The organism is Frigoriflavimonas asaccharolytica (assembly GCF_013294015.1).
Lineage (GTDB): Bacteria > Bacteroidota > Bacteroidia > Flavobacteriales > Weeksellaceae > Frigoriflavimonas > Frigoriflavimonas asaccharolytica.
In genome coordinates this window covers 16,167-39,783 of record NZ_JABSNO010000022.1, presented here as the reverse complement: position 1 = coordinate 39,783, position 23,617 = coordinate 16,167, and the positions used below count along the sequence as shown (strand labels likewise).

At 32.0% G+C, this 23,617-nt stretch carries 27 protein-coding genes; 15 read left to right on the top strand and 12 right to left on the bottom strand.

Going from position 1 to position 23,617, the window contains the following annotated elements; translation table 11 throughout:
- Positions 1 to 4: 4 nt before the first annotated feature.
- From infA to HNQ03_RS12725, 8 genes are all read left to right on the top strand, one after another.
- Positions 5 to 220 (top strand): translation initiation factor IF-1, encoded by a 216-nt coding sequence (gene infA, locus HNQ03_RS12760; protein ID WP_147756836.1) that lies wholly within the window; start codon positions 5 to 7, stop codon positions 218 to 220.
- Between the two features lie 132 nt (positions 221 to 352).
- The gene (gene rpmJ / locus HNQ03_RS12755; protein ID WP_007839480.1) at positions 353 to 469 is read left to right on the top strand and encodes a 50S ribosomal protein L36; all 117 of its coding nucleotides are present in this window, start codon (positions 353 to 355) and stop codon (positions 467 to 469) included.
- A 3-nt stretch (positions 470 to 472) separates the two neighbouring features.
- Positions 473 to 850: a 30S ribosomal protein S13 gene (rpsM, locus tag HNQ03_RS12750; RefSeq protein WP_173780076.1), complete on the top strand. Its 378-nt coding sequence runs from the start codon at positions 473 to 475 to the stop codon at positions 848 to 850.
- A 12-nt stretch (positions 851 to 862) separates the two neighbouring features.
- Positions 863 to 1,252 carry a 30S ribosomal protein S11 gene (rpsK, locus tag HNQ03_RS12745; protein WP_173780075.1) on the top strand — a complete coding sequence of 130 codons (390 nt, stop codon included), beginning with the start codon at positions 863 to 865 and terminating at the stop codon, positions 1,250 to 1,252.
- Positions 1,253 to 1,332: 80 nt separating this feature from the next.
- On the top strand, positions 1,333 to 1,941 hold the full coding sequence (gene rpsD / locus HNQ03_RS12740; protein WP_173780074.1) for a 30S ribosomal protein S4: 609 nt from the start codon (positions 1,333 to 1,335) through the stop codon (positions 1,939 to 1,941).
- 33 nt (positions 1,942 to 1,974) lie between these two features.
- A complete protein-coding gene (locus HNQ03_RS12735) occupies positions 1,975 to 2,970 on the top strand; it encodes a DNA-directed RNA polymerase subunit alpha (protein WP_173780073.1) in 996 nt (331 codons plus the stop codon).
- A gap of 6 nt (positions 2,971 to 2,976) precedes the next feature.
- Entirely contained in the window at positions 2,977 to 3,531 is a 555-nt protein-coding gene (gene rplQ / locus HNQ03_RS12730) for a 50S ribosomal protein L17 (protein WP_173780072.1), read from the top strand.
- Between the two features lie 124 nt (positions 3,532 to 3,655).
- Complete coding sequence (locus HNQ03_RS12725; RefSeq protein ID WP_173780071.1) at positions 3,656 to 4,918, top strand: alkaline phosphatase family protein; 1,263 nt, start codon at positions 3,656 to 3,658, stop codon at positions 4,916 to 4,918.
- Positions 4,919 to 4,957: 39 nt separating this feature from the next.
- On the opposite strand, the gene HNQ03_RS12720 is transcribed toward HNQ03_RS12725, so the two are convergent.
- The 6 genes from HNQ03_RS12720 to HNQ03_RS12695 form a co-directional block, all read right to left on the bottom strand.
- Positions 4,958 to 5,317 (bottom strand): hypothetical protein, encoded by a 360-nt coding sequence (locus HNQ03_RS12720; RefSeq protein WP_173780070.1) that lies wholly within the window; start codon positions 5,315 to 5,317, stop codon positions 4,958 to 4,960.
- A 332-nt stretch (positions 5,318 to 5,649) separates the two neighbouring features.
- Entirely contained in the window at positions 5,650 to 6,324 is a 675-nt protein-coding gene (locus HNQ03_RS12715; RefSeq protein ID WP_173780069.1) for a hypothetical protein, read from the bottom strand.
- Between the two features lie 209 nt (positions 6,325 to 6,533).
- Positions 6,534 to 7,088 carry an REP-associated tyrosine transposase gene (locus HNQ03_RS12710; protein WP_173780068.1) on the bottom strand — a complete coding sequence of 185 codons (555 nt, stop codon included), beginning with the start codon at positions 7,086 to 7,088 and terminating at the stop codon, positions 6,534 to 6,536.
- Positions 7,089 to 7,316: 228 nt separating this feature from the next.
- Positions 7,317 to 7,892 (bottom strand): hypothetical protein, encoded by a 576-nt coding sequence (locus HNQ03_RS12705; protein ID WP_173780067.1) that lies wholly within the window; start codon positions 7,890 to 7,892, stop codon positions 7,317 to 7,319.
- A gap of 4 nt (positions 7,893 to 7,896) precedes the next feature.
- On the bottom strand, positions 7,897 to 8,196 hold the full coding sequence (locus HNQ03_RS12700) for a hypothetical protein (RefSeq protein WP_173780066.1): 300 nt from the start codon (positions 8,194 to 8,196) through the stop codon (positions 7,897 to 7,899).
- Positions 8,197 to 8,290: 94 nt separating this feature from the next.
- Positions 8,291 to 9,121 (bottom strand): hypothetical protein, encoded by an 831-nt coding sequence (locus HNQ03_RS12695; protein ID WP_173780065.1) that lies wholly within the window; start codon positions 9,119 to 9,121, stop codon positions 8,291 to 8,293.
- 44 nt (positions 9,122 to 9,165) lie between these two features.
- Between HNQ03_RS12695 and eno the strand changes: the two genes are divergently transcribed.
- The 4 genes from eno to HNQ03_RS12675 all read left to right on the top strand — a co-directional run bounded on the left by eno (position 9,166) and on the right by HNQ03_RS12675 (position 13,568).
- Entirely contained in the window at positions 9,166 to 10,458 is a 1,293-nt protein-coding gene (gene eno / locus HNQ03_RS12690; protein WP_173780064.1) for a phosphopyruvate hydratase, read from the top strand.
- Positions 10,459 to 10,658: 200 nt separating this feature from the next.
- Entirely contained in the window at positions 10,659 to 11,945 is a 1,287-nt protein-coding gene (locus HNQ03_RS12685; protein ID WP_173780063.1) for a citrate synthase, read from the top strand.
- Between the two features lie 369 nt (positions 11,946 to 12,314).
- The gene (locus HNQ03_RS12680; protein ID WP_173780062.1) at positions 12,315 to 12,500 is read left to right on the top strand and encodes a hypothetical protein; all 186 of its coding nucleotides are present in this window, start codon (positions 12,315 to 12,317) and stop codon (positions 12,498 to 12,500) included.
- 153 nt (positions 12,501 to 12,653) lie between these two features.
- On the top strand, positions 12,654 to 13,568 hold the full coding sequence (locus tag HNQ03_RS12675; protein WP_173780061.1) for a dimethylarginine dimethylaminohydrolase family protein: 915 nt from the start codon (positions 12,654 to 12,656) through the stop codon (positions 13,566 to 13,568).
- Positions 13,569 to 13,708: 140 nt separating this feature from the next.
- Here HNQ03_RS12675 and HNQ03_RS12670 read toward each other — a convergent pair whose 3' ends face one another.
- Together HNQ03_RS12670 and HNQ03_RS12665 are read right to left on the bottom strand one after the other, a co-directional pair.
- A complete protein-coding gene (locus HNQ03_RS12670) occupies positions 13,709 to 14,368 on the bottom strand; it encodes a copper homeostasis protein CutC (RefSeq protein ID WP_173780060.1) in 660 nt (219 codons plus the stop codon).
- Positions 14,369 to 14,373: 5 nt separating this feature from the next.
- Positions 14,374 to 14,757, bottom strand: a complete 384-nt coding sequence (locus tag HNQ03_RS12665; protein ID WP_173780059.1) for a GxxExxY protein — start codon at positions 14,755 to 14,757, stop codon at positions 14,374 to 14,376.
- A 442-nt stretch (positions 14,758 to 15,199) separates the two neighbouring features.
- Between HNQ03_RS12665 and ctlX the strand changes: the two genes are divergently transcribed.
- Positions 15,200 to 16,123: a citrulline utilization hydrolase CtlX gene (ctlX, locus tag HNQ03_RS12660; RefSeq protein WP_173780058.1), complete on the top strand. Its 924-nt coding sequence runs from the start codon at positions 15,200 to 15,202 to the stop codon at positions 16,121 to 16,123.
- An 89-nt stretch (positions 16,124 to 16,212) separates the two neighbouring features.
- On the opposite strand, the gene HNQ03_RS12655 is transcribed toward ctlX, so the two are convergent.
- Positions 16,213 to 18,414 (bottom strand): outer membrane beta-barrel family protein, encoded by a 2,202-nt coding sequence (locus tag HNQ03_RS12655; RefSeq protein WP_173780057.1) that lies wholly within the window; start codon positions 18,412 to 18,414, stop codon positions 16,213 to 16,215.
- Positions 18,415 to 18,797: 383 nt separating this feature from the next.
- Between HNQ03_RS12655 and HNQ03_RS12650 the strand changes: the two genes are divergently transcribed.
- Positions 18,798 to 20,018 (top strand): carboxypeptidase-like regulatory domain-containing protein, encoded by a 1,221-nt coding sequence (locus HNQ03_RS12650; RefSeq protein WP_173780056.1) that lies wholly within the window; start codon positions 18,798 to 18,800, stop codon positions 20,016 to 20,018.
- An 80-nt stretch (positions 20,019 to 20,098) separates the two neighbouring features.
- Positions 20,099 to 20,533 carry a hypothetical protein gene (locus HNQ03_RS12645; protein WP_173780055.1) on the top strand — a complete coding sequence of 145 codons (435 nt, stop codon included), beginning with the start codon at positions 20,099 to 20,101 and terminating at the stop codon, positions 20,531 to 20,533.
- Between the two features lie 46 nt (positions 20,534 to 20,579).
- Here HNQ03_RS12645 and HNQ03_RS12640 read toward each other — a convergent pair whose 3' ends face one another.
- The 3 genes from HNQ03_RS12640 to recJ all read right to left on the bottom strand — a co-directional run bounded on the left by HNQ03_RS12640 (position 20,580) and on the right by recJ (position 23,520).
- Entirely contained in the window at positions 20,580 to 20,918 is a 339-nt protein-coding gene (locus HNQ03_RS12640; RefSeq protein WP_173780054.1) for a DUF3817 domain-containing protein, read from the bottom strand.
- 130 nt (positions 20,919 to 21,048) lie between these two features.
- On the bottom strand, positions 21,049 to 21,636 hold the full coding sequence (nadD, locus tag HNQ03_RS12635; RefSeq protein WP_173780053.1) for a nicotinate (nicotinamide) nucleotide adenylyltransferase: 588 nt from the start codon (positions 21,634 to 21,636) through the stop codon (positions 21,049 to 21,051).
- Between the two features lie 174 nt (positions 21,637 to 21,810).
- Positions 21,811 to 23,520 carry a single-stranded-DNA-specific exonuclease RecJ gene (gene recJ, locus HNQ03_RS12630; RefSeq protein WP_173780052.1) on the bottom strand — a complete coding sequence of 570 codons (1,710 nt, stop codon included), beginning with the start codon at positions 23,518 to 23,520 and terminating at the stop codon, positions 21,811 to 21,813.
- Positions 23,521 to 23,617 lie beyond the last annotated feature (97 nt).

Below are 23,617 nucleotides of genomic sequence, written 5' to 3'. Positions count from 1 at the left end.
TTAAATGGCAAAACAGAAACATATAGAACAAGACGGCGTAATAACGGAAGCACTTTCCAACGCGCAGTTTCGTGTTGAACTAGAAAATGGGCATATTTTAATTGCTCATATTTCTGGTAAAATGAGGATGCACTACATCAAACTTCTTCCTGGTGATAAAGTTAGATTAGAGATGTCTCCTTACGATCTATCGAAAGGTAGAATTACATTCAGATATTAATTCAGAAAGTTCTGAATTTTATTATAGAAAACAACTTGTAATCCTGTGATTACAATTATCATTAAAATTTAAACAAAAGGGAATGATGCCGTAAGATCTCATTTAACCGTTGGAAAATTAAACAAAAGTCAAATGAAAGTTAGAGCATCTATCAAAAAAAGAAGTGCTGATTGCAAAATCGTCCGCCGAAAAGGTGTACTTTTCGTGATCAACAAAAAGAACCCAAAATTTAAACAAAGACAAGGCTAAATTATGGCGAGAATTGCAGGTATTGATTTACCAAAAAACAAGAGAGGAGTTATTGGTCTTACTTACATCTTCGGTGTAGGAAGAAGCACTGCTTCCCAAATTCTAAAAAACGCTGGTATCAGCGAAGATAAGAAAGTCAACGAATGGAATGACGATGAATTGGCATTGATCAGAAACTACATCACAGAAACCGTAAAGGTAGAAGGTGAATTGCGTTCTGAAGTTCAAACAAACATCAAGCGATTGATGGATATTGGATGCCAACGAGGAATACGTCACAGACTAGGATTACCTTTAAGAGGACAAAGAACTAAAAATAATTCTAGAACCCGAAAAGGAAGAAGAAAAACTGTTGCTAACAAAAAGAAAGCAAGTAAATAATCGGTAAGAATTATGGCAAAACAAACGAAAGCTACAAAGAAAAGAAAAGTAAAAGTAGAAGCGATTGGGGAAGCTCATATCCAAGCTACTTTTAATAATATCATTATCTCTTTAACCAACAAAGCTGGTGAAGTGATCTCTTGGTCATCTGCAGGTAAGATGGGATTTAGAGGTTCTAAAAAGAATACTCCTTTTGCTGCTCAAATGGCAGCAGAAAACTGTGCAAACATAGCACATGAAGCAGGTCTTCGAAGAGTGAAAGTATTTGTGAAAGGTCCAGGTGCAGGAAGAGAATCTGCTATTAGAACTTTAAACAATACAGGTATAGAAGTGAGTGAGATTGTAGATATTACTGCAATACCACACAACGGATGTAGACCTCCTAAAAGAAGAAGAGTATAATTTATTCAATGTTTATAAATTCAATTTTAATGTATTTAAAACCTTGAATTTTTAAATTCTGAACCTTTAATAAACAAATTATGGCAAGATATACAGGACCAAAAACAAAAATCGCACGTAAGTTTGCAGCTCCTATTTTCGGTGATGATAAAAACTTCGAAAGAAGAAAAAATCAACCACCAGGACAACACGGACCAAACAAGAGACGTAACGCGAAAAAATCAGAGTACGCTATACAGCTTACCGAAAAACAAAAAGCAAAATATACTTATGGCATCTTAGAAAGACAATTTTCTAATATGTATAAGAAAGCAGTAAGAGCAAAAGGGGTAACTGGAGAAGTTCTTTTACAACTTTGCGAATCTAGATTAGATAATGTAGTATTCAGACTTGGATATGCAAAAACTAGATCTGGGGCAAGACAATTGGTTTCTCACCGTCACGTAACAGTGAATGGAGAATTGGTGAACATTCCTTCTTACATTTTGAAAGATGGAGATGTAATCGCAATTCGCGAAAAATCTAAATCTTTAGAAGTAATTGCAGATTCCCTTGCAGGAAAATCTAATTACGATTGGCTACAGTTCAACGATGAAAAACAATCTGGTACTTTTATTTCTGCACCAGAAAGAATGCAAATTCCTGAAGATATTAAGGAACAGCTGATCGTGGAACTTTACTCTAAATAATAATTACTCTCAAAGTTTGCTCAACCAAATTATATGGCAATTTTACAATTCATAAAACCCGATAAAGTAATATTACTCAATTCTGATGATTTCAGAGGTCAGTTTGAATTCCGACCATTAGAGTCTGGATTTGGATTAACTATAGGAAATGCATTAAGAAGAGTTTTACTTTCGTCTTTAGAAGGGTTCGCTGTTACAGCGATAAAAATAGAAGGCGTAGAGCACGAATTTTCTACTATTCCTGGCATCATTGAAGATGTTACAGAAATGGTTTTAAATATGAAACAACTCCGTTTAAAAGCAAATACAGAGAATGCAACTTCTGAGCAGGTAACTGCAACAGTTAGTAATCAAACATCTGTAACTGCAGGAGATCTTGCAAAATCCATTAGTGGTTTTGATGTTTTGAATCCAGATTTAGTAATCTGTACGATGAACAAAGATGTAACTTTTGAAATTACTTTTGGTATAGAAAAAGGTAGAGGATATGTACCATCAGAATTAAATAAAAATACAAACGCACCATTGGGAACAATAGCGATTGATTCTATTTTTACACCAATTAAAAAAGTACAATATTCTGTAGAAAATTATCGTGTAGAGCAAAAAACCGATTATGAAAAATTGGTTTTGGATATAGAAACAGATGGTTCTATAAGTCCACAAAACGCTTTGACGGAGGCTTCCAAGATTTTGATTTACCACTTTATGCTTTTCTCTGATGAGAGAATCACTTTGGAAACAGAAGCTGTAAAAGCATCTATTCAATACGACGAAGAAACACTTCATACAAGACAATTGCTAAAATCTAAATTAGCAGATATGGATCTTTCCGTTCGAGCATTGAATTGCTTGAAAGCTGCTGAAGTAGAAACATTAGGAGAACTGGTTTCATATAGCAAATCAGACTTAATGAAATTTAGAAATTTCGGAAAGAAATCTCTTACAGAATTAGAAGAGCTAGTACATGCTAAAGGTTTAAACTTTGGTTTTGATACAGCAAAGTATAAACTAGACGCTGATAAATAAAATAAAATGAGACACGGCAAAAAATTTAATCACTTAAGCAGAACCGCTCCACACAGAAAAGCTATGCTTTCCAATATGGCATGTTCTCTTATTGAGCACAAAAGAATTAACACTACTGTTGCAAAAGCAAAAGCACTAAGAGTTTACATAGAACCTATCATCACGAAATCTAAAGAAGATACTACACACAATAGAAGAACAGCCTTCTCTTACCTACAAAGTAAAGAAGCCGTTACAGAATTGTTCCGTGAAGTTGCTCCAAAGGTTGCAGAAAGAAACGGTGGATACACTAGAGTTATCAAAACTGGTTTCAGACTAGGTGATGCTGCAGATATGGCAATGATAGAATTAGTAGATTTCAACGAAATGTACAATCCTAACGAAGAAGAAAAGAAAACTACTAGAAGAAGTAGAAGAGCATCTGCTCCGAAAACTGAAAAAGTAGCCACTCTTGCAGATGCAAAAGCTGAAGCAAAATCTGAAGAAACTGTATCTGATGCAGTAGTTGAGGAAACTCCAACAGCTGAAGTAGATTCTGAAGAAGAAAAAACAGAAGAGTAATCTTTTAAGTTTTCTTTTTACAAATAATAAATAACCACTTACTTTTTTAGGTGGTTATTTTGTTTTAAAAAATTTTCCAACGATCTCTAAAAATTAGCAGTCCATTTTAAAAATTTCATCTATTATGAAACATCTTATTTTTCTATTAATCTTAAGTTTTAATTTTTCCTATTCTCAATCAGATACAGCTCAAATCGTAATTCCGGATAGAGAAAATACCATCGCTGCAACAAAAAAACCTTATGTGATTCTTATTTCTGCAGATGGCTTTCGATATGATTTTGCTAAAAAATATAATGCTACTAATCTTCTAAAACTTGCCGAAAGTGGAGTTCAAGGAGAATCTATGTTGCCAAGTTTTCCGAGCATCACTTTCCCCAATCATTACACCATTGCAACAGGATTATATCCTGCCCATCATGGTTTGGTAGATAATTATTTTTATGATTATAAAAGAAAGGAAACTTATGCAATGAGCGACAAAACGAAGGTAAGAGATGGCAGTTGGTATGGAGGAATCCCACTATGGAGCTTGGCAGAAAAGCAAGGGATGATAGCTGCATCAATGTTTTGGGTAGGGTCAGAAAGTGATGCTGGAGGTAAAAGACCAACGTACTATTATAATTATCACGAGAAATTTTCCCCAGATGATAAGGTAGAAAAAGTCATCAATTGGTTGAAATTACCTGAGGATAAAAGACCTCATTTTATCACCTTATATTTTCCAGAAGTAGATCATGATGGGCACAAATTTGGACCAGAAAGCCCAGAAGCAGAGCAAGCTGTGCATGTGGTAGATGCTGCTGTAGGAAGTTTAGTAGCAAAAGTAAAAGAATTGGGATTAGAAAATATGAACTTTATTTTTGTTTCAGATCACGGGATGATAAAAGTAGCAAAAGAAGAAGCGATGGATATTCCAGAAATTTTGAAAGATAAATCTCGATTTGATTACTATAATTCTCAAACACTTTTGAGGGTATTTGTGAAAAATCCTGAATTAGTAAAAGAAACCTACAAAGAATTAAAGAGAAGTAAAAACAGAAATTACAAAGTTTATCTCGATAGCAACTTCCCCAAAAGATTTCATTTTTCAGAAAAAGACGACTTGTACGATAGGATCGGGCAAATACTTTTAGTTCCAAAAGCACCAAATATTTTTCTAGAAAAAGGGAAGAAAACATCTGTAGGAAAGCATGGCTACGATTCCAAAAAAACGCCCGAAATGCGTGCAACTTTCTACGCCTTCGGACCAGCTTTCAAAAATAATCTTAAGATAAAACCATTTGAAAATATACACGTCTATCCTTTGATAGCGCAAATATTGGGACTTAAAATTACAGAACCAGTAGATGGCAACATCAAAACACTAGAAAATACATTAAAATAGTTTTTCACATACCAAGAGCGAATTCAAAAGTTGAAATAATTATTTAGATAAAACAAGTGGAATTACTTGGTTGTCTTGTATAATAAACAAAGAATCTTTGGTCAATTTTGCTTGCACGCCATTTCTCTCGTAGATTTGGGTATCTTCATCACCATCTTTTTTGTCTAGAACAAATTTGGTATTGTTAGAATTGATGGTAATGGTATGATCTGCACCAGCATTTTGAAAAGTGACCTTTGCCCGTTCGCTATCACTTGCAATGTAGGTATAGCTTTGTGTTTCATCCATATTTAAAGAATTAATGCTCTGCTGTGCATTGTCTACACTTTCTGCGTTATTCTTTTTGCAGGAAATCAAACTTAAAACAATACATGCAGTTATTAAAATAGAATTTTTCATAAATAATTATTTTAATGAAAGTTAAGGATTTTATGCCAAATAAAACCTTTGCTTTTTTAAATTTTAAGGTTTTGAAAATCAGTATTAAATTAAATCTTTACAAGCTTTTGGAAGCCTTGTATCAAGGGTTTGTAGAAACCTGCGCATGTTTGTGATGAAACCTGCGCATGTTTGATATGAAACCTAAGCAAGAATGGAGTGAAACATGCGCATGTTTATGGTCAAAGTTGCGCAGGTTTTATTTTAAGGTGAATTAATTTGTTTTTTTTTAATGATGTTGGTCTCCGATTACAAATCCGCGACAGCAGGAGAAAAAAGAAAAGAGCTTGAAATTAGGAAGTTGACATTAACATAGCATCTTCTATTTCCCAATAATTATCATGCAATCTTAGTATAAATACAGCATTTCTACCGTAATAATCTTTTTTTATATGATGGTCAACAAAAACTAATGCTCTTTTTTTTGAAGTATCGAATACAATCTCTGAAAAATAGATAACACCTATCTCACAATCATTTGTATCATACTCTGCCAGATCTAGGACTTTTGCGGTACACAAATTAAATTGATTTGCTTTTATAGTACTTCGTATGCTTAAATTTTTAATATCTGGACTATTAGAAAAGTCTTTAAAAAAATCCTTCGTTCTGATTATGCGTCTTAAATAAACCTCGGTATTATCTGTAGCAAAATATGTATTTTTACTTTTAGTAGAATCTATATACAAATTGCAAAATTTTTCAGGATGATTAAAAATTTCGTTGTGCGCTTTTGTCTTCTCTTCGATATATAAATTATCATCATGAACTCTTAAACTATCAAAATATCTTTTATCACCTAAATAATCTTCTCTAAAAAAATAAGGTATCAACTGATCTGTTAAATCATTATATAGTTTTACATTAGTATCAGTAGATTGGCTTACACATTCTTTCAATTCCTCCTTACAATTCGTAATTAATAAAGAGAATAATAAAATCGTAACTATTTTAGTTTTAAAATTCATATTATTTAGGGATTTTGAGTTAATAACATGGTCTTGCTCGTAAATTATCTTCTGATTTTTTATAAATATCTAAAATAGATGGCTTTTTTTCTGATTTCAAGTCCCTGATTTAACGTTGTTGCCTAAAATCTTTTGCAGCATTATTCCCGTTGTCGCGGATTTTTAACCCGATCTCTTCCGATGTCGCGGATTTGCAATCCGTGACCACTTCACCCCATAAAAACAACTTCCACATCTATCGCACATTCTAAATCCGCATAATTTCTTGCACTGCTAAAATAGTAATGTTCTGGCTCACTTACAATTTTCTGCTTCACAGGATTTTGATGAACGTAATTTATTTTTTCTTTAATCCATTTATTAGAAAATACTTCTTCTGCATGATAGCCATCTTGCCAAACTTTATAATTTTGCTCTCGTGCAAGATGTTCGCAAGATTTTTTAAAATAATCTAACATCCACTCTTTTCTACTTTCAGGTTCAGATTGCATGGTTTCAATTATTTTCTTTGAAGTAAATTTTTTGAGATCTCGCATTATTTCAGAAAGCAAATATTTTCCGTCTGCTCTACAAAATAAATGCAGATGATTAGACATTAAACAATACGCAAAAATCGTCAAGCCTTTTTGTGTTTGGCAATATTTAAAAGAATCAATAATGACCATTTTCTGCGATAGTCTTGTAAAAACATCTACCCAACCAACAATTGTGATCGTGATGAAATAGGCACTATCTATTTCTGTGGCTTTGTAAGAAGTGGACATATTTTTTAATTAAAAATAGTTATAAGTTGGTCACGGATTACAAATCCGCGACATCTGGTTTTACCAATATCCCTCTATTATCAGAAACTTCTCCAGTGTTTACATCTAATAAACAGATACCTATTTCTATAATATCATTTACCATATTCTAGAAGTTTGCCTTCCCAACAAATAGCTTCTACATCTACAACTAATATTTTATCTAATATTTGTGCCATAATTATCCTACTATGGTATTATAGGTTCTGCATGTTCGTAATATTCAAAACCTTGCCACGAAAATGAAGTCAAGTTTGGATCGCCTATATCCCAAGCAAAAATATCTTGCTGATCGGTAGTATCATCATAGATTATAAAACAATCACCATTTTCATCATACTCAAATGTATATTTTGGCTCATTATTTTCATAAAAATATTTCCTTGTTTCAGTATTTATTGGTAATCCTGAAATATCAAGTCCTTGATAACATACTATTTTATTTCCACTATCAATAACTGATTTACATCTACCTACTAATATTCCATTTTCATAAGAATAAATAACTTCTAATTTAAGGTTATTTACAAAAGAAATATTGTAAAAAGAAACTTTTTTATTGAGGTATAAAGGTAATAAATTGTTTATATTTTCTGAATCATCTAAATAATAATAAGTAAATTCTACTTTACTATTTTCTATTCGTTCTGATTTTTTTAGTATGCCGTCTATATAAAATTCTTTGAGATATTCTTTCAACGAGGTTGTTTGGTTATTAGTAATATCCTTACCATAAATATTTTTAAATTTATTTGTTCCTGCCATAATATTAAAATTTTAAATAAGGTGGAACATCAAAGTCTGATATTGTAATGTAGAACTTTCTTTTTGAAACTTCTTTTGTAACTATCGAATCTAACTCCATATATTTTTGAAGTGTATTATAATTTGCACTATCTTTTTCATATATTTCTATAAACTCTTTATTTATATCAGGAGAAAGAACATCTCTAAATAATTTTTCATTTATATAAAATGTAACAATTTCTAACTCTTCTTTATTCCATTCTTTTTCCGACTTGCACCCTATAAAAAGGAGCAAAATTATTAGTAATTTAATAGATTTCATTAATTTCCTTTTTTTTTATTAATCTTCAACATCAGACATATTTTTAATTAAAGATAGTTATAAGTTGGTCACGGATTACATATCAGGTCACGGATTACAAATCCGCGACATTGGGTTTTTGAAATTCTTCCCATAGTTGATTAACTTCTTCTTGATTGGGAATACCATCACTACCAACTAATTTACATTTTTTATCTATATAATCTAAAAAATCATTATCAATAGAGGGTAGTTTAAAGTTAATACTTTTACTATGACTCATTGTTATATTACCTATATATATACCTTCATGCATATAAATATTGTCTTGAATAAATAATTGAATTAAGCCTTTATATGGATTTTGCAAATTAAATTTTATTACATTTTCTTTATCTTTAAAAACTTCCCAAGTAATATAAAAATATATGTATACATAATTTAATACATTTGTACTAAATTCAAAATTATATTTTATTGAAACATATTCTTTAAATTCAGTTATTGTGGGTAATTGATTATGCCAATTTTGATTAATATCATTTATTAACATTTGATTATCTAAACTAATCTTTCTTGCAAATGGAGTGTATGCTAAGTTTAAATTATCTTTCCAAATTTTTATTATATTAATAAAATCTTTGAATAATAATATACTTGAAACTTTATTTCCTGAATTTATTTTTAATATTGATGGATTATTTTTAAACAATTCATCTATTATTGAGTAAAATTTTTCTTGTATTGTCATATTATTGTAATTTATAAAAGTTTTTCTTTTCCCATATCGCGGATTTGCAACCTCATCCGAATTGATTTGTTCAATAAGAATCGATTCACTATCAAGATTACCTGTTATATATTTTTTAACTGATAATCCGATCTCGCGGATTTGCAATCCGTGACCAATCTTTACACAAAAGTAAATAAAATTTCCCGCCACCATAAAATTCCTTAAATTTGTAGTATTATACTATAAAAACAAAAAACATGAGTTACATTTCTTACATTGAGGCACGTCAAATTTTAGATTCCCGCGGAAATCCTACCATAGAAGTAGATGTTTTCACAGAAAGTGGAGCAATGGGAAGAGCTGCAGTTCCTTCTGGAGCTTCTACCGGAGAACATGAAGCCATGGAATTACGTGATGGCGGAAGCGCATTTATGGGTAAAGGCGTAAGCAAAGCCGTAGAAAATGTAAGAGAGATCATCGCGCCAGAATTAATAGGAATGCCCGTTACCGATCAGAATTATATCGATCAAATGATGATTGAATTAGACGGTACAAAAAATAAATCTAGCCTCGGAGCAAATGCAATTTTAGGTGTTTCTTTGGCAACGGCAAGAGCAGCGGCAACACATTTGAGAATGCCTTTGTATAAATATGTAGGTGGTGTAAATGCAAACACGCTTCCTGTTCCAATGATGAACGTGATCAATGGTGGTTCGCATTCAGATGCACCGATTGCTTTTCAAGAATTTATGGTAATGCCTGTGAAAGCAGAATCTTTCAGCGATTCTTTAAGAAAAGGGACAGAAATTTTTCATCATTTGAAAGCAATTCTTCATGGTCGTGGTCTTTCTACCGCTGTTGGAGATGAAGGTGGTTTTGCGCCAAAATTTAAAGGAACAGAAGATGCGCTAGATACACTTTCTCAAGCTGTAGAAAAAGCAGGATATAAAGTGGGAGATGATGTAATGTTTGCATTAGATTGCGCCGCGTCCGAATTCTACAAAGACGGAATGTACGATTATAGAAAATTTGAAACACCAGAATCTGCGCATTTCAATAGAAGCGAACAAGTAAATTATTTAGCAGAATTGGCCGCAAAATATCCAATTATTTCCATAGAAGATGGTATGCACGAAGACGATTGGGAAGGTTGGAAAATGTTGACAGATAAAATTGGAGATAGAGTACAATTAGTTGGCGACGATTTGTTTGTAACCAATGTAGAAAGACTTTCTAGAGGTATCAACGAAGGAATTGCGAATTCAATTTTGGTAAAAGTAAACCAAATCGGAACTTTAACAGAAACCATGGATGCTGTACAAATGGCACAACACAACCGATATACGTCCGTAATGTCTCACCGTTCTGGCGAAACAGAAGATTCTACGATTGCAGATCTTGCTGTAGCAATGAATTGTGGACAAATAAAAACGGGTTCCGCATCTCGCTCAGATCGTATGGCAAAATATAATCAACTTTTGAGAATCGAAGAAGCGTTGGGAGAAACAGCATATTTCCCAGGTTTAGATGCCTTCAAAATAAACAGATAGACAAAATCAATACACCGGATATTACGTTCGGTGTTTTTTGTAAATATTTGAAAATCAAATTAATAAATCTATAAACTATCAAAAAGACTGTTGAAAGGCCAAGATTTATAAAAATTTAACAATTATTTATTATAAATACAATGGTATTATTTTAATATTAAACACTTTTTCCGTACTTTTATCAAAACAAAATAAAGACAATGTCAGAAAATAAAGTAACAATAAACTACGATGGGAAATCCTTTGATTACCCAATTATAGAAAGCACCATTGGTGATAGAGGTATAGATATTTCTAAATTGAGAGATCAAACTGGTTTGATCACTTTGGATTTAGGATTTAAAAATACAGGTTCTACCATCAGTCAAATTACTTATTTAGATGGCGACAAAGGTGAACTATCGTACAGAGGATATCCGATTGAGCAATTGGCAGAAAAATCTAATTTCACAGAAGTAATGTATTTGCTTTTGCACGGAAATTTACCTTCCAAAGAGGAATTTTCAAGCTTTGAAGGAAGATTAAAATCTGACAATTATGTAAACGAGGAGATGAAAAAACTCATCGATGCTTTTCCAAGATCTGCACATCCAATGGGAGTTTTATCTTCCATGACTTCTGCACTTACAGCATTTAATCCAAAAGGTGTAGATGTAAAATCTAAAGAAGATTTAGATCATGCATCTGAAGTTCTACTAGCGAAATTTTCACATCTTTGTGCTTGGACTTACAGAAAAACACAAGGTTTACCATTAAATCACGGAGATAATTCTCTTAATTATGTAGAGAATTTCTACAGAATGGCATTTCGCAAACCAAACGAAGATTTCGAAATGGATCCTGTGGTTGTAGATGCATTAGACAAAATATTAATTCTTCACGCAGATCATGAGCAAAATTGTTCTGCTTCTACCGTAAGAATGGTAGGTTCTGCACATGCAGGTCTATTTACATCCGTTGCTGCAGGAGTTTCTGCACTTTGGGGTCCACTTCATGGTGGTGCAAACCAAGCGGTGATAGAAATGCTAGAAATGATTGATAAAGATGGTGGAGATGTTTCTAAATACGTAGAAAAAGCAAAAAATAAAGACGACAATTTCCGTTTGATGGGCTTTGGTCATAGAGTTTACAAAAACTTTGATCCTCGTGCAAAAATCATTAAAAAAGCAGCCGACGAATTAATTGCTAAATTAGGAATCCAAGATAAAACTTTAGAAATTGCAATGCAATTAGAAAAAGTAGCATTAGAAGATCCATACTTTGTAGAAAGAAAGTTGTATCCAAACGTAGATTTCTATTCTGGAATTGTATACAGAGCTTTAGGAATTCCTACAGAAATGTTTACCGTAATGTTCGCATTAGGAAGACTTCCAGGTTGGATTTCCCAATGGAAAGAAATGCGTTTGAACAACGAACCTATTGCTCGTCCAAGACAAGTATACCAAGGTGAAGCTGTAAGAGATTACGTTTCTATGGAAAGCAGATAATTTTTTCATTTAAAATATTTACAATCCCTTTCAATTTTTTGGAAGGGATTTTTTTCTGTCGTTGCGAGGAAAAAAAGAGTGCGCTGTCATTGCGATCTCGATAACTATCGGGAGAAGCAATCTTAACCTTAATTTTTTGGGCGCCAATTCCCGCCTTCCGTTCCCAAAACGAGGAACGAGTTTCGATGATTCAAATGAAAAATAGAAAATCTGAATCAATCTTTTTTTTGCTGGCTTCGACAAGCTCAGCCACCAAAAAAAGGATTTCCACTCAAGTCGGGGCGCAGATTTTCGCTAGATTCAAAATTTTGTAACAAATAGAAAATTCAATTTACTCATTGAAAATAGTCATCTTTTAAAAGTAAAATCATGAAAAAAGTTGAGAAAAAATATATTATCTTTTTGATAGTAGGAATTATCTTATTACTATTGCCCTTTATTCCCATAAATATTATCTCGAAAAATTTAAATGTATTGAGTTTTTGGCAAGGAGCAGGTGGAGCGCTTATATTTTTAGGCTTATTTTTTATTCTAAAAAATCAATTTTTAAAATGATTACAAGACAATATATTTTCGGAAATCTTAAAAAATAATCTACAAATTTTTATAATAATTTAATCTAGAAAATTTCTATTTTTATAAATACCGATATTAAACAAAACTCCCAAAACTACTTAACAATTCGTATATTTGTTTTTTACCATTTATATGAAGTTAAACATCAATAACGAAACCGGCAAATTAAAATCAGTAGTTCTTGGATTACCAGATTCCATGGGTGCACCACATTCTCTAGAAGATAGTTTTGATGCCAAGAGTTACCATTCAATTCAAAATAATATCTATCCTCAAGAAAAGGATATTACTTTTGAGATGACAGAATTTGAAAAGATTTTGAAAAAGCATGATGTAGAAGTTTACCGTCCGAGTTTGATAAAAGATTACAATCAAGTTTTCGCCAGAGATGTTGCTTTTGTAATAGAAGATAAGATGATTATTTCTAATATTATTCAAGATCGCTATGATGAGCAAGATGCTTATCGCAAAATATTTGCGAGAGTAGGATGGAAAAACATAATCAATCTTCCAGAATCTGCACATATAGAAGGCGGCGATGTTATTTCTTGGAACAATTTCATTTTTATAGGAACTTGCTTTTCCGAAGATTATAGAAACTTTAAAACTGCCAGAACAAATGAATATGCAATAGAAATTTTAAAAGAATATTTCCCTAAGAAGAGAATTATAGATTTAGAATTAAAGAAAAATGACACAGATCCTTTTCAGGGGATTTTACATTTGGATTGCACGTTTAATCCTATTGGCAAAGATAAATGCATCATTTACAAAGATGGTTTTGTAAGTGAAGACGATTATAAATTAGTGGTACAAATTTTTGGGGAATCAAATTGTTTTCATGTGACAAAGCAAGAAATGTTTGAAATGAATCCAAATATATTTTCCATTTCGCCAGAGATTGTGGTTTCAGATTCTAGTTTTACGAGGTTGAATAAGCACCTGCGAGAAAACTGGGGAATGACGGTAGAAGAAATTCCTTACCGAGAAATTTCCAAAATGGGTGGTTTATTGAGATGTTCTACTTTGCCATTGGTTAGAGAGTAGGTTTTACAACAGCCAGTTTGTCATGCTGAAAGCATCTTGAAGTCTAATAATACTACAGAGTTTCCTACGGAAAGACAAATAATGGGAAAATTCTGCGAAGAAATAGAAGTCACTCTTGTAAAATTCACCAATATTATTTCCTAAATCCACGTCTTGATCTCACTAATCTCTGTCTCATCCGCAAAAATGCCATATTTTGTAATTGCAGAAGAATGGAAATTGCTGCCGCCAGTTTCCTCTTTTACCCTTTTTATATTATCGGATCGTAAACCACCGCCAATTATTATATTTATTTTGTCGGAGTGTTTTTCGATGCTTTTTTTTATATTTTCCGCGCCATCTCGCAAATTTTCTGCGCCGCCAGAAGTCAGCACATTATGAAAGCCTAATTTTACTATTTTTGAAATTCCAAGTTCATAATCTGGTACACGATCTATTGCTTTATGAAAGGTACATGGAATTGGATGTGCAAGATCTAGCAAAAATTTATTTCTTTCTAGATCTATTTCCTGCTGTCTGCCCAAAATTCCAAAAACGAAACCATCTGCTCCATATTTTTTAAATTTATTGATGGATTCTATCATTTCTGCAAATTCATCGTCGCTGTAGTAGAAGTCGCCACCTTTTGGGCGAATCATTATATAAATGGGTTTATCAAATTTTTCTTTTAAATATTTAAATTCTTCCAGATCTGGCGTTGTTCCACCTTGAAATCTATCTCTACAAAATTCTATTCTATCTGCAACCGAAGCCAAGGCAATCTCTGCCGAAGTAAGATCAAAACAAGCAATTTCTAACATAATTTTTACAATTTATTTACCTTACGTTTAATACCATCTTTTAATAATTTAGAGTGAAAATTGATAATTATTCCTAATTTTAATTTAGTCAATTTTAAATAAGTCAAAACTTGAGCATCAACAATTGGATGAAGTTCTGATACAGCTTTCACTTCAATAATCACTTTTTCATTTACCAATAAATCTAAACGATAAGCGTTCTCAATAACGAGGTCTTTATGTTTCAAAGGTAGTGAAAGCTGAGCTTTAACATCAAGCCCAAGTTCTTTTAGTTCATAAGCTAGAATATCTTCGTAAGCTTTTTCTAACAAACCAACTCCATATGTTCTATGAATTTCCAAGGCAACTCCTATTATTTTATAGGAAATTTGATTTTCAGAAAGTTCCATTTCTATTTATTTCTAAAATATATTGAACTAATTTAAGATAAACTTTTGATAAATGCTATAATTGCAAATGAAACTCTAAGATTTTTTTTAACGCAAAGATATTTTTTGCTAAATTCTAACTTTAGTATGCAAAGATTTAATTGCAAGCAATTTGATTAAGTTTGTGAATAGTGATATATAAATTATTCGATTATTTTGTTTCCGTCAAACGTTAATTTAAATGATTTTTTTACAGCGTTTAAATTAAAAGCACTTCAAACATACGCTTCAATGACAAAGTCATAATCTTTGCCTACTATTTAGTAAATATACAGATAATCTTTGCGTTAAGAAAAAAGAAAAATTCTCAGTTTTATATTATTATAAAAATTTTAATCATCCTTATTTGTGATTAAAAATAATCAAAAAAATCATACTTTTGCCTAATTGAAATAAAAAAATTATGCAAACTACAGATACACTTTTGATGATTGAGCCTATTGCTTTTGGCTATAATGCTGAAACGGCAGAGAATAATTATTTTCAAGTAGAACAAAAGGGAAACGATATTCAAGCAAAAGCTTTGGTGGAATTTCAAAATTTTGTAGAAAAATTAAAATCTAAAGGCATTAACGTCATTTCTATAAAAGATACTTTGGAACCACATTCGCCAGATTCTATTTTTCCAAATAATTGGGTGAGTTTTCATGTTGATGGAACCGCGGTTACCTATCCGATGTTTGCAGAAAATAGAAGAGTGGAAAGAAGAAATGACATTATAGAAACCATTAAAACTGAAGGTTTTTTGGTGGAAAATATTTTAGATTTATCTCCTGCAGAAAATATGGGGAAATTTTTGGAAGGAACAGGAAGTATCATTTTTGATCATGATAATAAATTGGCCTATGGCTCTGTTTCATTGAGATTGGATGTAGAATTGTTTCAAGATTTTTGTGAGAAAATAGAATATACACCAATAGTATTTCATTCTTATCAAAATGCTAACGGCGAAAGATTGCCAATATACCACACCAATGTGATGATGTGTGTTGCAGAGCAATTTGTGGTAATCTGTTTGGATTGTATTGATGACGAAATGGAACGCGAGAAAGTGCAAGAAGTCATCAAATCTAGCCACAAAGAATTGATAGAAATTTCTGAAGATCAGCTGCAAAATTTTGCGGGTAATATGCTTCAAGTACAAAATACAGATGGAAAACAATTTTTGGTGATGAGCGAAACAGCTTTTAAATCTTTAACAGAAGAACAAATTTCTTCTATTGAAAACCATTGTGAAATTATTTATGCAGATTTAGAAACCATAGAAACCAACGGTGGTGGAAGTGCGAGATGCATGTTGGCTGAAATATTTTTGCCGAAATTGTAGAAAATTTAAACAATCTTCTTTTCAAATTTAAAAAATCCACACCAAAAATGATGTGGATTTCTTTTGAGAAATTAAAATGAAAAATTGAATTAAGTTCTGTCTTTTATAGATGAATTTGCGCTTTCCGTTTTGCGGATTTTTTCTACTTTTTTATTTCCAAAATTATAGGTTGCTCTTAAATTCACGCTTCTTTTGTATCGGTTTTGATTTACGCTGTTAAAGTATCCTGTGTTCTGTATTTCTTTGAAGGATTCTACATTGGTGCCTAAGATATCATTTACTTCAAACATAAAAGTCCAATCTTTATAGATTTTCTTTACAGATAAATCTAAACTTTGTAGGGTATCTAGTTTCCCTAATTCTACTTCTTGAGGCGATAAGTAGAAATAATTTATGCCAAAATACCAATCTTTTTTAGAAGATAAACGGATCGTATTATTAAGTTGCACCATATAAAAAAAGGTGTCTTTATTGATGTCATAAACGGGAAATTCTTCATTGGTAATTGGATCTGTAGAAAGTGAACCTTTAAAAATATTGTAGGCTAAATTTAAACTATTATTGGCATTCCAAATACCGTTAAAAAATGTTTTTTGCATTCCTATTGTGGCACCAAATTCCTGTTTATCTCCATAGTTTGTTCTTATGTATCTTAATTCAGTTTCGCCATTGGCATTTGTTTTTTGCAAAGGAATTTCTTGGTTTTCATCTTTTATAAAAGTGTGATTTAATACAAAGAAGTATGAATTTTTGAACATATAATTTATTTCATTCGTGTAGTAAGTAGATGCTTTCATAAAAGGATTATTCTGCACATAGTTTAATTCCGTAATGTATTGTCGGGTAGGATTTAGTTGGCCAAAAGATGGTCTTCTAATTCTACTAGAAAATGTATAGCTTAAAGAATTGTCTTTGTTAAAATTATAGTTTGCGCTTGCATACGGCAAAACATCAGCATAATCATTTGAGAAATGATAGAAAGGATCCTCTTTACCCAAAACGTCACCCTCGTTATGCGTTAATTCTAGGCGAGCTCCTATTTTTCCTGAAAATTTTTCACCGATGCTTTTCTCTAATGTTCCGTAAAATCCAGAAATATTTTCCTTGTATACAAAATGGTTAGAAAGATTGGCATCTATTCCAGATGGCGGAATTAAATTTTCAAAAGTGGTATCGTTATCCGTTTTTGTGTTGTTGTAGTTTCCTCCAAAAGATAAAGTAGTTTCGTGTTTTAATTTTAGAAAATAATCTGCTTGGAAACCATAATTATCTACAAATTGTGGATTGGCTTGCAAAAAACGAGAATTTACACCATTTGTAGCAAGATTGGTAGTTGTATTGGTGTTCTGTTGCATTCTATTATAATTTAAATAAGAAGCATTCATCACCAATTTACTGCCTTCTTCATCTGTTTTTAATTCATAATTTAAATTCAAAGAGTGGCTTTTAGACGTTGCATCTTCTATATTTAAAGTATTTGTTTTTTTGGTGGTATTTGCAATTAGATCTATTGCCGTATTATTTAAATTGGTTTGCGAATTATTGCTCCAATTATATCTGGTATTGTAAGACAGTCCAATATTTTGTTTTGGTGTAAGCTCATAATCTAAATTAATGTAGCCTCCCAAATTCTGATTGGGATCTGTCATTCCTCCAATACTGGTATTATTAAAAGTCGAATTTCCATTCGTTAACGTTAAATCTCTGCGAGTTTGTTGCAAACTAGAGTAGATGTTTCCATCTGCGCCCAATTTATCTTTTCTGTAATTTAGACTCAAAGCTGCAGAAGGCATATTGTAGAAAGATTGCTCGTCTGCTAATTTCAAAGTCCCATTTAAGCCATCGGTTTGCTTTTTTTTCAATACGATATTGATGATTCCATCGTTGCTTTCTACCACAAATTCTGAAGAAGGAACGGTGATAATTTCAATTTTCGAGATATTTTCTGAAGGCGTGTTTTTTAGCATTTCCATCACAGCTTCTGCATCCATATTGGTTTTTCTTCCATTGATGTAGATAATTGCGTTGTTTTTACCTAGAATTTTCAATGTAGAATTGTCTGTAGAAGAAACTAATGGTGTTTCTTTTAGTAAATCAAAAGCGGTAGTTCCTTTTGCAATTGGCGAATTGGCTACATCGTAAATCATGCGATCTGCTTTTTTTAAAAATACTTTTTTTTGAATGATTACTTCTTCTATATTTTCAGATTTTATAGAATCTTTTGGCGACGTTTCTTGCGCAAAATAGAGAGAACCAGAAAGTAAGGCGAGAGAAGTGATTAAAGTTTTCATGGTAAAATAGTTTTTAATAAAAAATAAAAGCCGCAGGTTATTAGTTTTGTGAATTTGCTTATTCGTTTTTCGCGACTTTTAGTTTCGGTAGTTTAGTTTTGTTATTAATTGACATTACAAAGATATGTTTTAAATTTAGTAATATGCAATACAAAGTAGTGTATTATTTTAAATTTATTTATAATTAATTGATTGTCAGTACTAAAAATTTATATTGATGAATTTGAATTTTAAATTATCAGCAAGAAACAGAGTATAAAATTCAACTCTTGCGTCTATTTTTAATTAAATTTTAGCAATTCTCGCTTCAATATTGCCAATAAATAATCTGAATTAATTTTGGAATATATTATTTACCTTTATGAGGTTAAAAAGCCAAAACCATGAAAAAATCAATTTTACTCTTGATTTTAGTGTTTTTTTTCACAAACGGATGCCGAACTGAAGCGATTGAAGAGACAAATGAAACAAACATCGTTTCCCCAGAATTTCAATACAATTATGGAAATACCGTAAACAGAAATTTCTTTGGTCAAGTTTTGGATAGAAGCGGAAATCCTGTATCTGGAGCTACAATTTCTATAGGAACTTCTACAGTTCAAACCAATTCTAAAGGGTTTTTCTTACTAAAAAATGTTTCGGTAAAAGAAAATTTTGCACATGTAAAAGCCACAAAATCTGGTTTTGTAAATGCTTCTAGAGTTTTGCTTCCTACAAATGGAGACAACCGCATCAATATCATGATGATACCTGCAACTACTACTGCTACAGTAAATTCTGGTGCTACAAGTACCGTTTCTCTACCCGATGGAAGTTCCGTTAAATTTGATGGAAGTTTCAAAAATGAAAATGGAAGTGCGTATACTGGAAGTGTAAAAGTTGCTTTATTTAATCTAAAAACTTCGGATACTTATTTTAACGAAACCATGCCTGGAAGTTTGCTCGCCGGAAATTCTCAAGGGCAATCCAGACTTTTGGAATCTTACGGAATGATGCATGTACAACTAACGGGAGACGCAGGGCAAAATCTACAAATTGCAGACAATCATACGGCAGAAATTACTTCGCCGATTGATGCTGCACAATTGGCAAGTTCGCCAAATACAATACCTTTATGGTCTTTCAACGAAACGGAAGGAATTTGGAGAGAAGAAGGAAGCGCTACCAAAGTTGGGAATAAATATGTAGGAAATGTGAAGCATTTTTCTTGGTGGTGTCCAAGTTTGACAACTAATCCAGTAATTTTAAATGTATCAGTGAAAAATTCACTTAATCAACCATTAGGAAATTTGCATATTAGATTAAGTGCAAATTCTGCTCAAGATTATGGTTTATCCACAAATTCTAATGGTTTAGTTACTGGCTTTGTTCCAGCAAATCAACCTTTAATAATGAAAATTTATGATAATTGCGAGAATTTAATACAAACATCTACAATTGGTCCATTCACAGCAAATTCTTCGAATATAGATGTAGTTTTGAATATTGCAACAGCTCAAAGTACATTGATAGAAGGAACACTTTTAGATTGTGCTGGAAACAATGTGATAGATGGTTTTGTTCAGATTTTTAGACCAACGGGAAATAATTTTTTTACAGTATAATTCCTGTAACAAATGGTCAATTTTCAATCAATAGCTTTGTTTGTAGTTCAAGTCCACAATTTCAAGTTGAAGGATATGATTTGGATAATTTGCAGACCACTGGAAATATTGCATTTACAGCATTCCCAGTTACAAATCTTAGTTTTATTACGTCTTGTAGTGCAATTAATGAAATAATTAATTTTAAAGTTGATAATGATCCAGTACAAACCTGTATTGGTATTTTTACTGGTAATTTAGACAATACTTACATTACAATTGATTGTGGAACCCCACAGTTTGCAATATTTGGAGGTGGTTTTACTGCTGCTGCAGGAACTTATACTTCTGGTTTTACTGTTGCATTTTATAATATACCAAATGGCATATCAGCAAATACACCAGGAAATAATTTTATCTTACAGATTAGTAATTTTGGACCAGTCGGTGGATATATTGATTTCACACTTAATGGAACTTTTGAGAATGGAACTCGTACAATTACAGCAACAGGTCATGTTCTTCGAGATTATTGATAATCATATATTTTAAATTAAAAAGGAGCAGCAATGTTCCTTTTTTTTATTCCCGATCCATTTTTGCAAACTTCTTTTCGATAAAAATAGTTGCAAAAGGGAAGAATGCAGCGAGAAGTGCAACTACAAAATCTTCATCGTCCCATTTGAAAATTCTTTTTGCGGGTAAGATTAGGAGTAAGTAAAGGGTGAAAAATAAGCCATGGATATTTCCGATGATGATGATGTAAATTGTAGGCAAAAGTCCTTCTCGATCATAGCGAATCCAGATCATCGCGCTAAACAATAATGCCCAGGAAATTGCTTCCGCAGTGCAAACTTGCTTAAACCATTTCGTGATTTTATCGTCTGAATATTTTGCAAAAAATTTATCTATAAATTCCATTTATTTATTTTGAATAAGTGTTACTATGCTAATTTGGAAATTAATTGCTCTTGCAAATATTGCAGATTTAATATTTTGTAAGATTTGCAAAAACTACAAAATCTGTACAATTAATTTCTTGACTTTTACATTACTTATAAAAACTACTCCCATCCAAAAATTCAAAAACTTCTGGCGGAAGCATCGGTCTTACGTTTTGGTTAAGTTTGATCATTTCCCGTATTTGCGTGGCAGAAAGTTCAATGATTGGAGCATCTATCAAACTAATATTCGGATGATTTAATAAGGGATTTTCTTCCAAATTATCAGCTTCTAATTTTCTAGGATAAACGATAATATGATTATTTTCTACTAAATTTTCTGAATTTTTCCACTTGTGAAGGCTTTTTAAATTGTCTTCGCCCATGATTAATGCAAAAGATTTTTCTGGATGTTTTTCTTTTAAATATGCTAATGTGTCTGTGGTGTAACTTGGTTGTGGCATAGAAAATTCTACATTAGAAGCGCGCATTTTTGGATAATTTTTCAAAGCTAAATTGACCATATCCAAACGGTGATAATCTTTCAACAAAGATTTTTTTTCTTTGAACGGGTTTTGCGGAGAAACTACAAACCAAACTTGCTCCATGTCTGATTTTTCTAAAATATAATTCGCAAGAATTAAATGTCCAATATGAATAGGATTGAAAGAGCCGAAGAAAAGACCAATTTTTGTCATACATTTTTTTTACCACATTAGTTTTTTAATTTACTGATGACTTTAGTAAGCATTAGCTCACATTAGTTTTGAAAATCAAAGATTTTCATTGAGATATTTTTAGCTAATGTGTTCTAAAATATTCACAAAGATATAATCTTTTCTCATGTACCTGATGTGTTAAAATTTTTGTGGTTAATGAAACTTCACGTCTCTGATATTAAAATAATAAGTTACATTTCCCTTCCAATGATTCTCGTCTAAGGTAAAAGCAACATCAAAATGTTTTGTGCGAAATTCTTCCGCAAACTCGCCTAATTTGAAACCTACGCATTCGATATTTTTGCCTGTGTTTTCTTGCTTTAAATGAAATTTAAGATGGCTTCCTTCTTTACCCATTTGCTTTACAAAACCCGTAACTTTTTGATTTTTCATCACAAAAGTAGGTTTCATATTCCTAGGTCCAAAAGGTGCTAATTTCCGATGAAAATTGATAAAATCTTTATCATAATCTTTCATTTTCATCTCTGCATCAATAAGAATAGTTGGTATTTTTTGATGTTCTTGTATACTTTCCGCAACTACTTTTTCAAATTTAATTTTAAAAGATTCAAACTTGTCTTTTTCCATAGAAAGTCCTGCTGCAGCTTGATGGCCACCAAATCTTAAAAAATGATCCGAACATTTTTCCAAAGCTTCATGCACATCAAAATCTGCCACACTTCTTGCGGAAGCTACTATTTCGCCATCATTTCCATCGGTGAAAACTAGGGTAGGTTTGTAGTGGTTTTCTATTAATCTAGAAGCCACAATACCAATCACTCCTTTGTTCCAAGAAGCATCGTAAACTACCGTTGTGAATTTTTTTTCTTCCTGATTTTCCTCTACTTGTTTTAGTGCACCTTCTGTAGAATAAGAATCCAAAGTTCTGCGTTGTGTATTGAGCGTCATGATATTTTCTACCATTTGTTGCGCATTTTTCAGATTGTCCGAAACCATTAATTCTACGGCAGCTTTTCCTTGGGAAATTCTTCCAGCAGCATTTATTTTGGGTGCAATTTCGAATACGATATTAGAAACATCAAAAGTAGCCAGTTTATCTTCGGGAATTAGTAATCTTAAACCTAACTTTCTTGTATTTCTTAAAATTTTAATGCCCATTTTTGCGAGCAATCTATTCTCACCTGTCATTGCTACAATATCTGCAGCTATGGAAATAGTCAATAAATCTGTAAGATCATACAATTCAGAATCTGGGATTTTGTAGATGGTATTTAATCCTTGGCAAAGCTTAAAACCAACGCCACAACCAGAAAGTTCTTTGTAGGGATATCTGCAATCTTTTCGTTTGGGATCCAAAACTGCGTATGCTGCAGGTATTTTTTCCCCGGGTAAATGGTGATCACAAATAATGAAATCTATATTTAAAGTGCTTGCATATTCTACCTTATCAATTGCTTTTATCCCACAATCCAACGCTATTATTAATGAAAATACGTTTGCGGAAGCGTAATCTATACCTTCTGTAGAAATTCCATAACCTTCCTTGTTTCTATCTGGGATATAATATTCTATGTATTTTTTGTCTACAATTTTGATGAGGTAAAGATACATCAACGCAACTGCCGTGGTTCCGTCTACATCGTAATCTCCATACACCAGAATTTTCTCACCGTTTTCTACAGCAGAAGCTACCCGATCTACCGCTTTTTGCATATCTGCCATCAAAAACGGATTGTGAATATCTTCTATTTTTGGCTTAAAAAATTCTCGTGCTTTTTGATAATCATCAATACCACGCATCACCAAAATTTTGGATTCAAAAGTTCCAAAACCAAGCGATGTGCTTATTCTTTCTACCGTTTCTTCATCGGGTTCATCTTTGTAAATCCATTTCTGAGTCATGTTTACAAATTTATGATTTTTTTTCTCGCAAATTGAACTTTCTGGAGTAAAGCAATTTTTTAAAATAAAAAGTCTTTCAAAATTAATTGAAAGACTT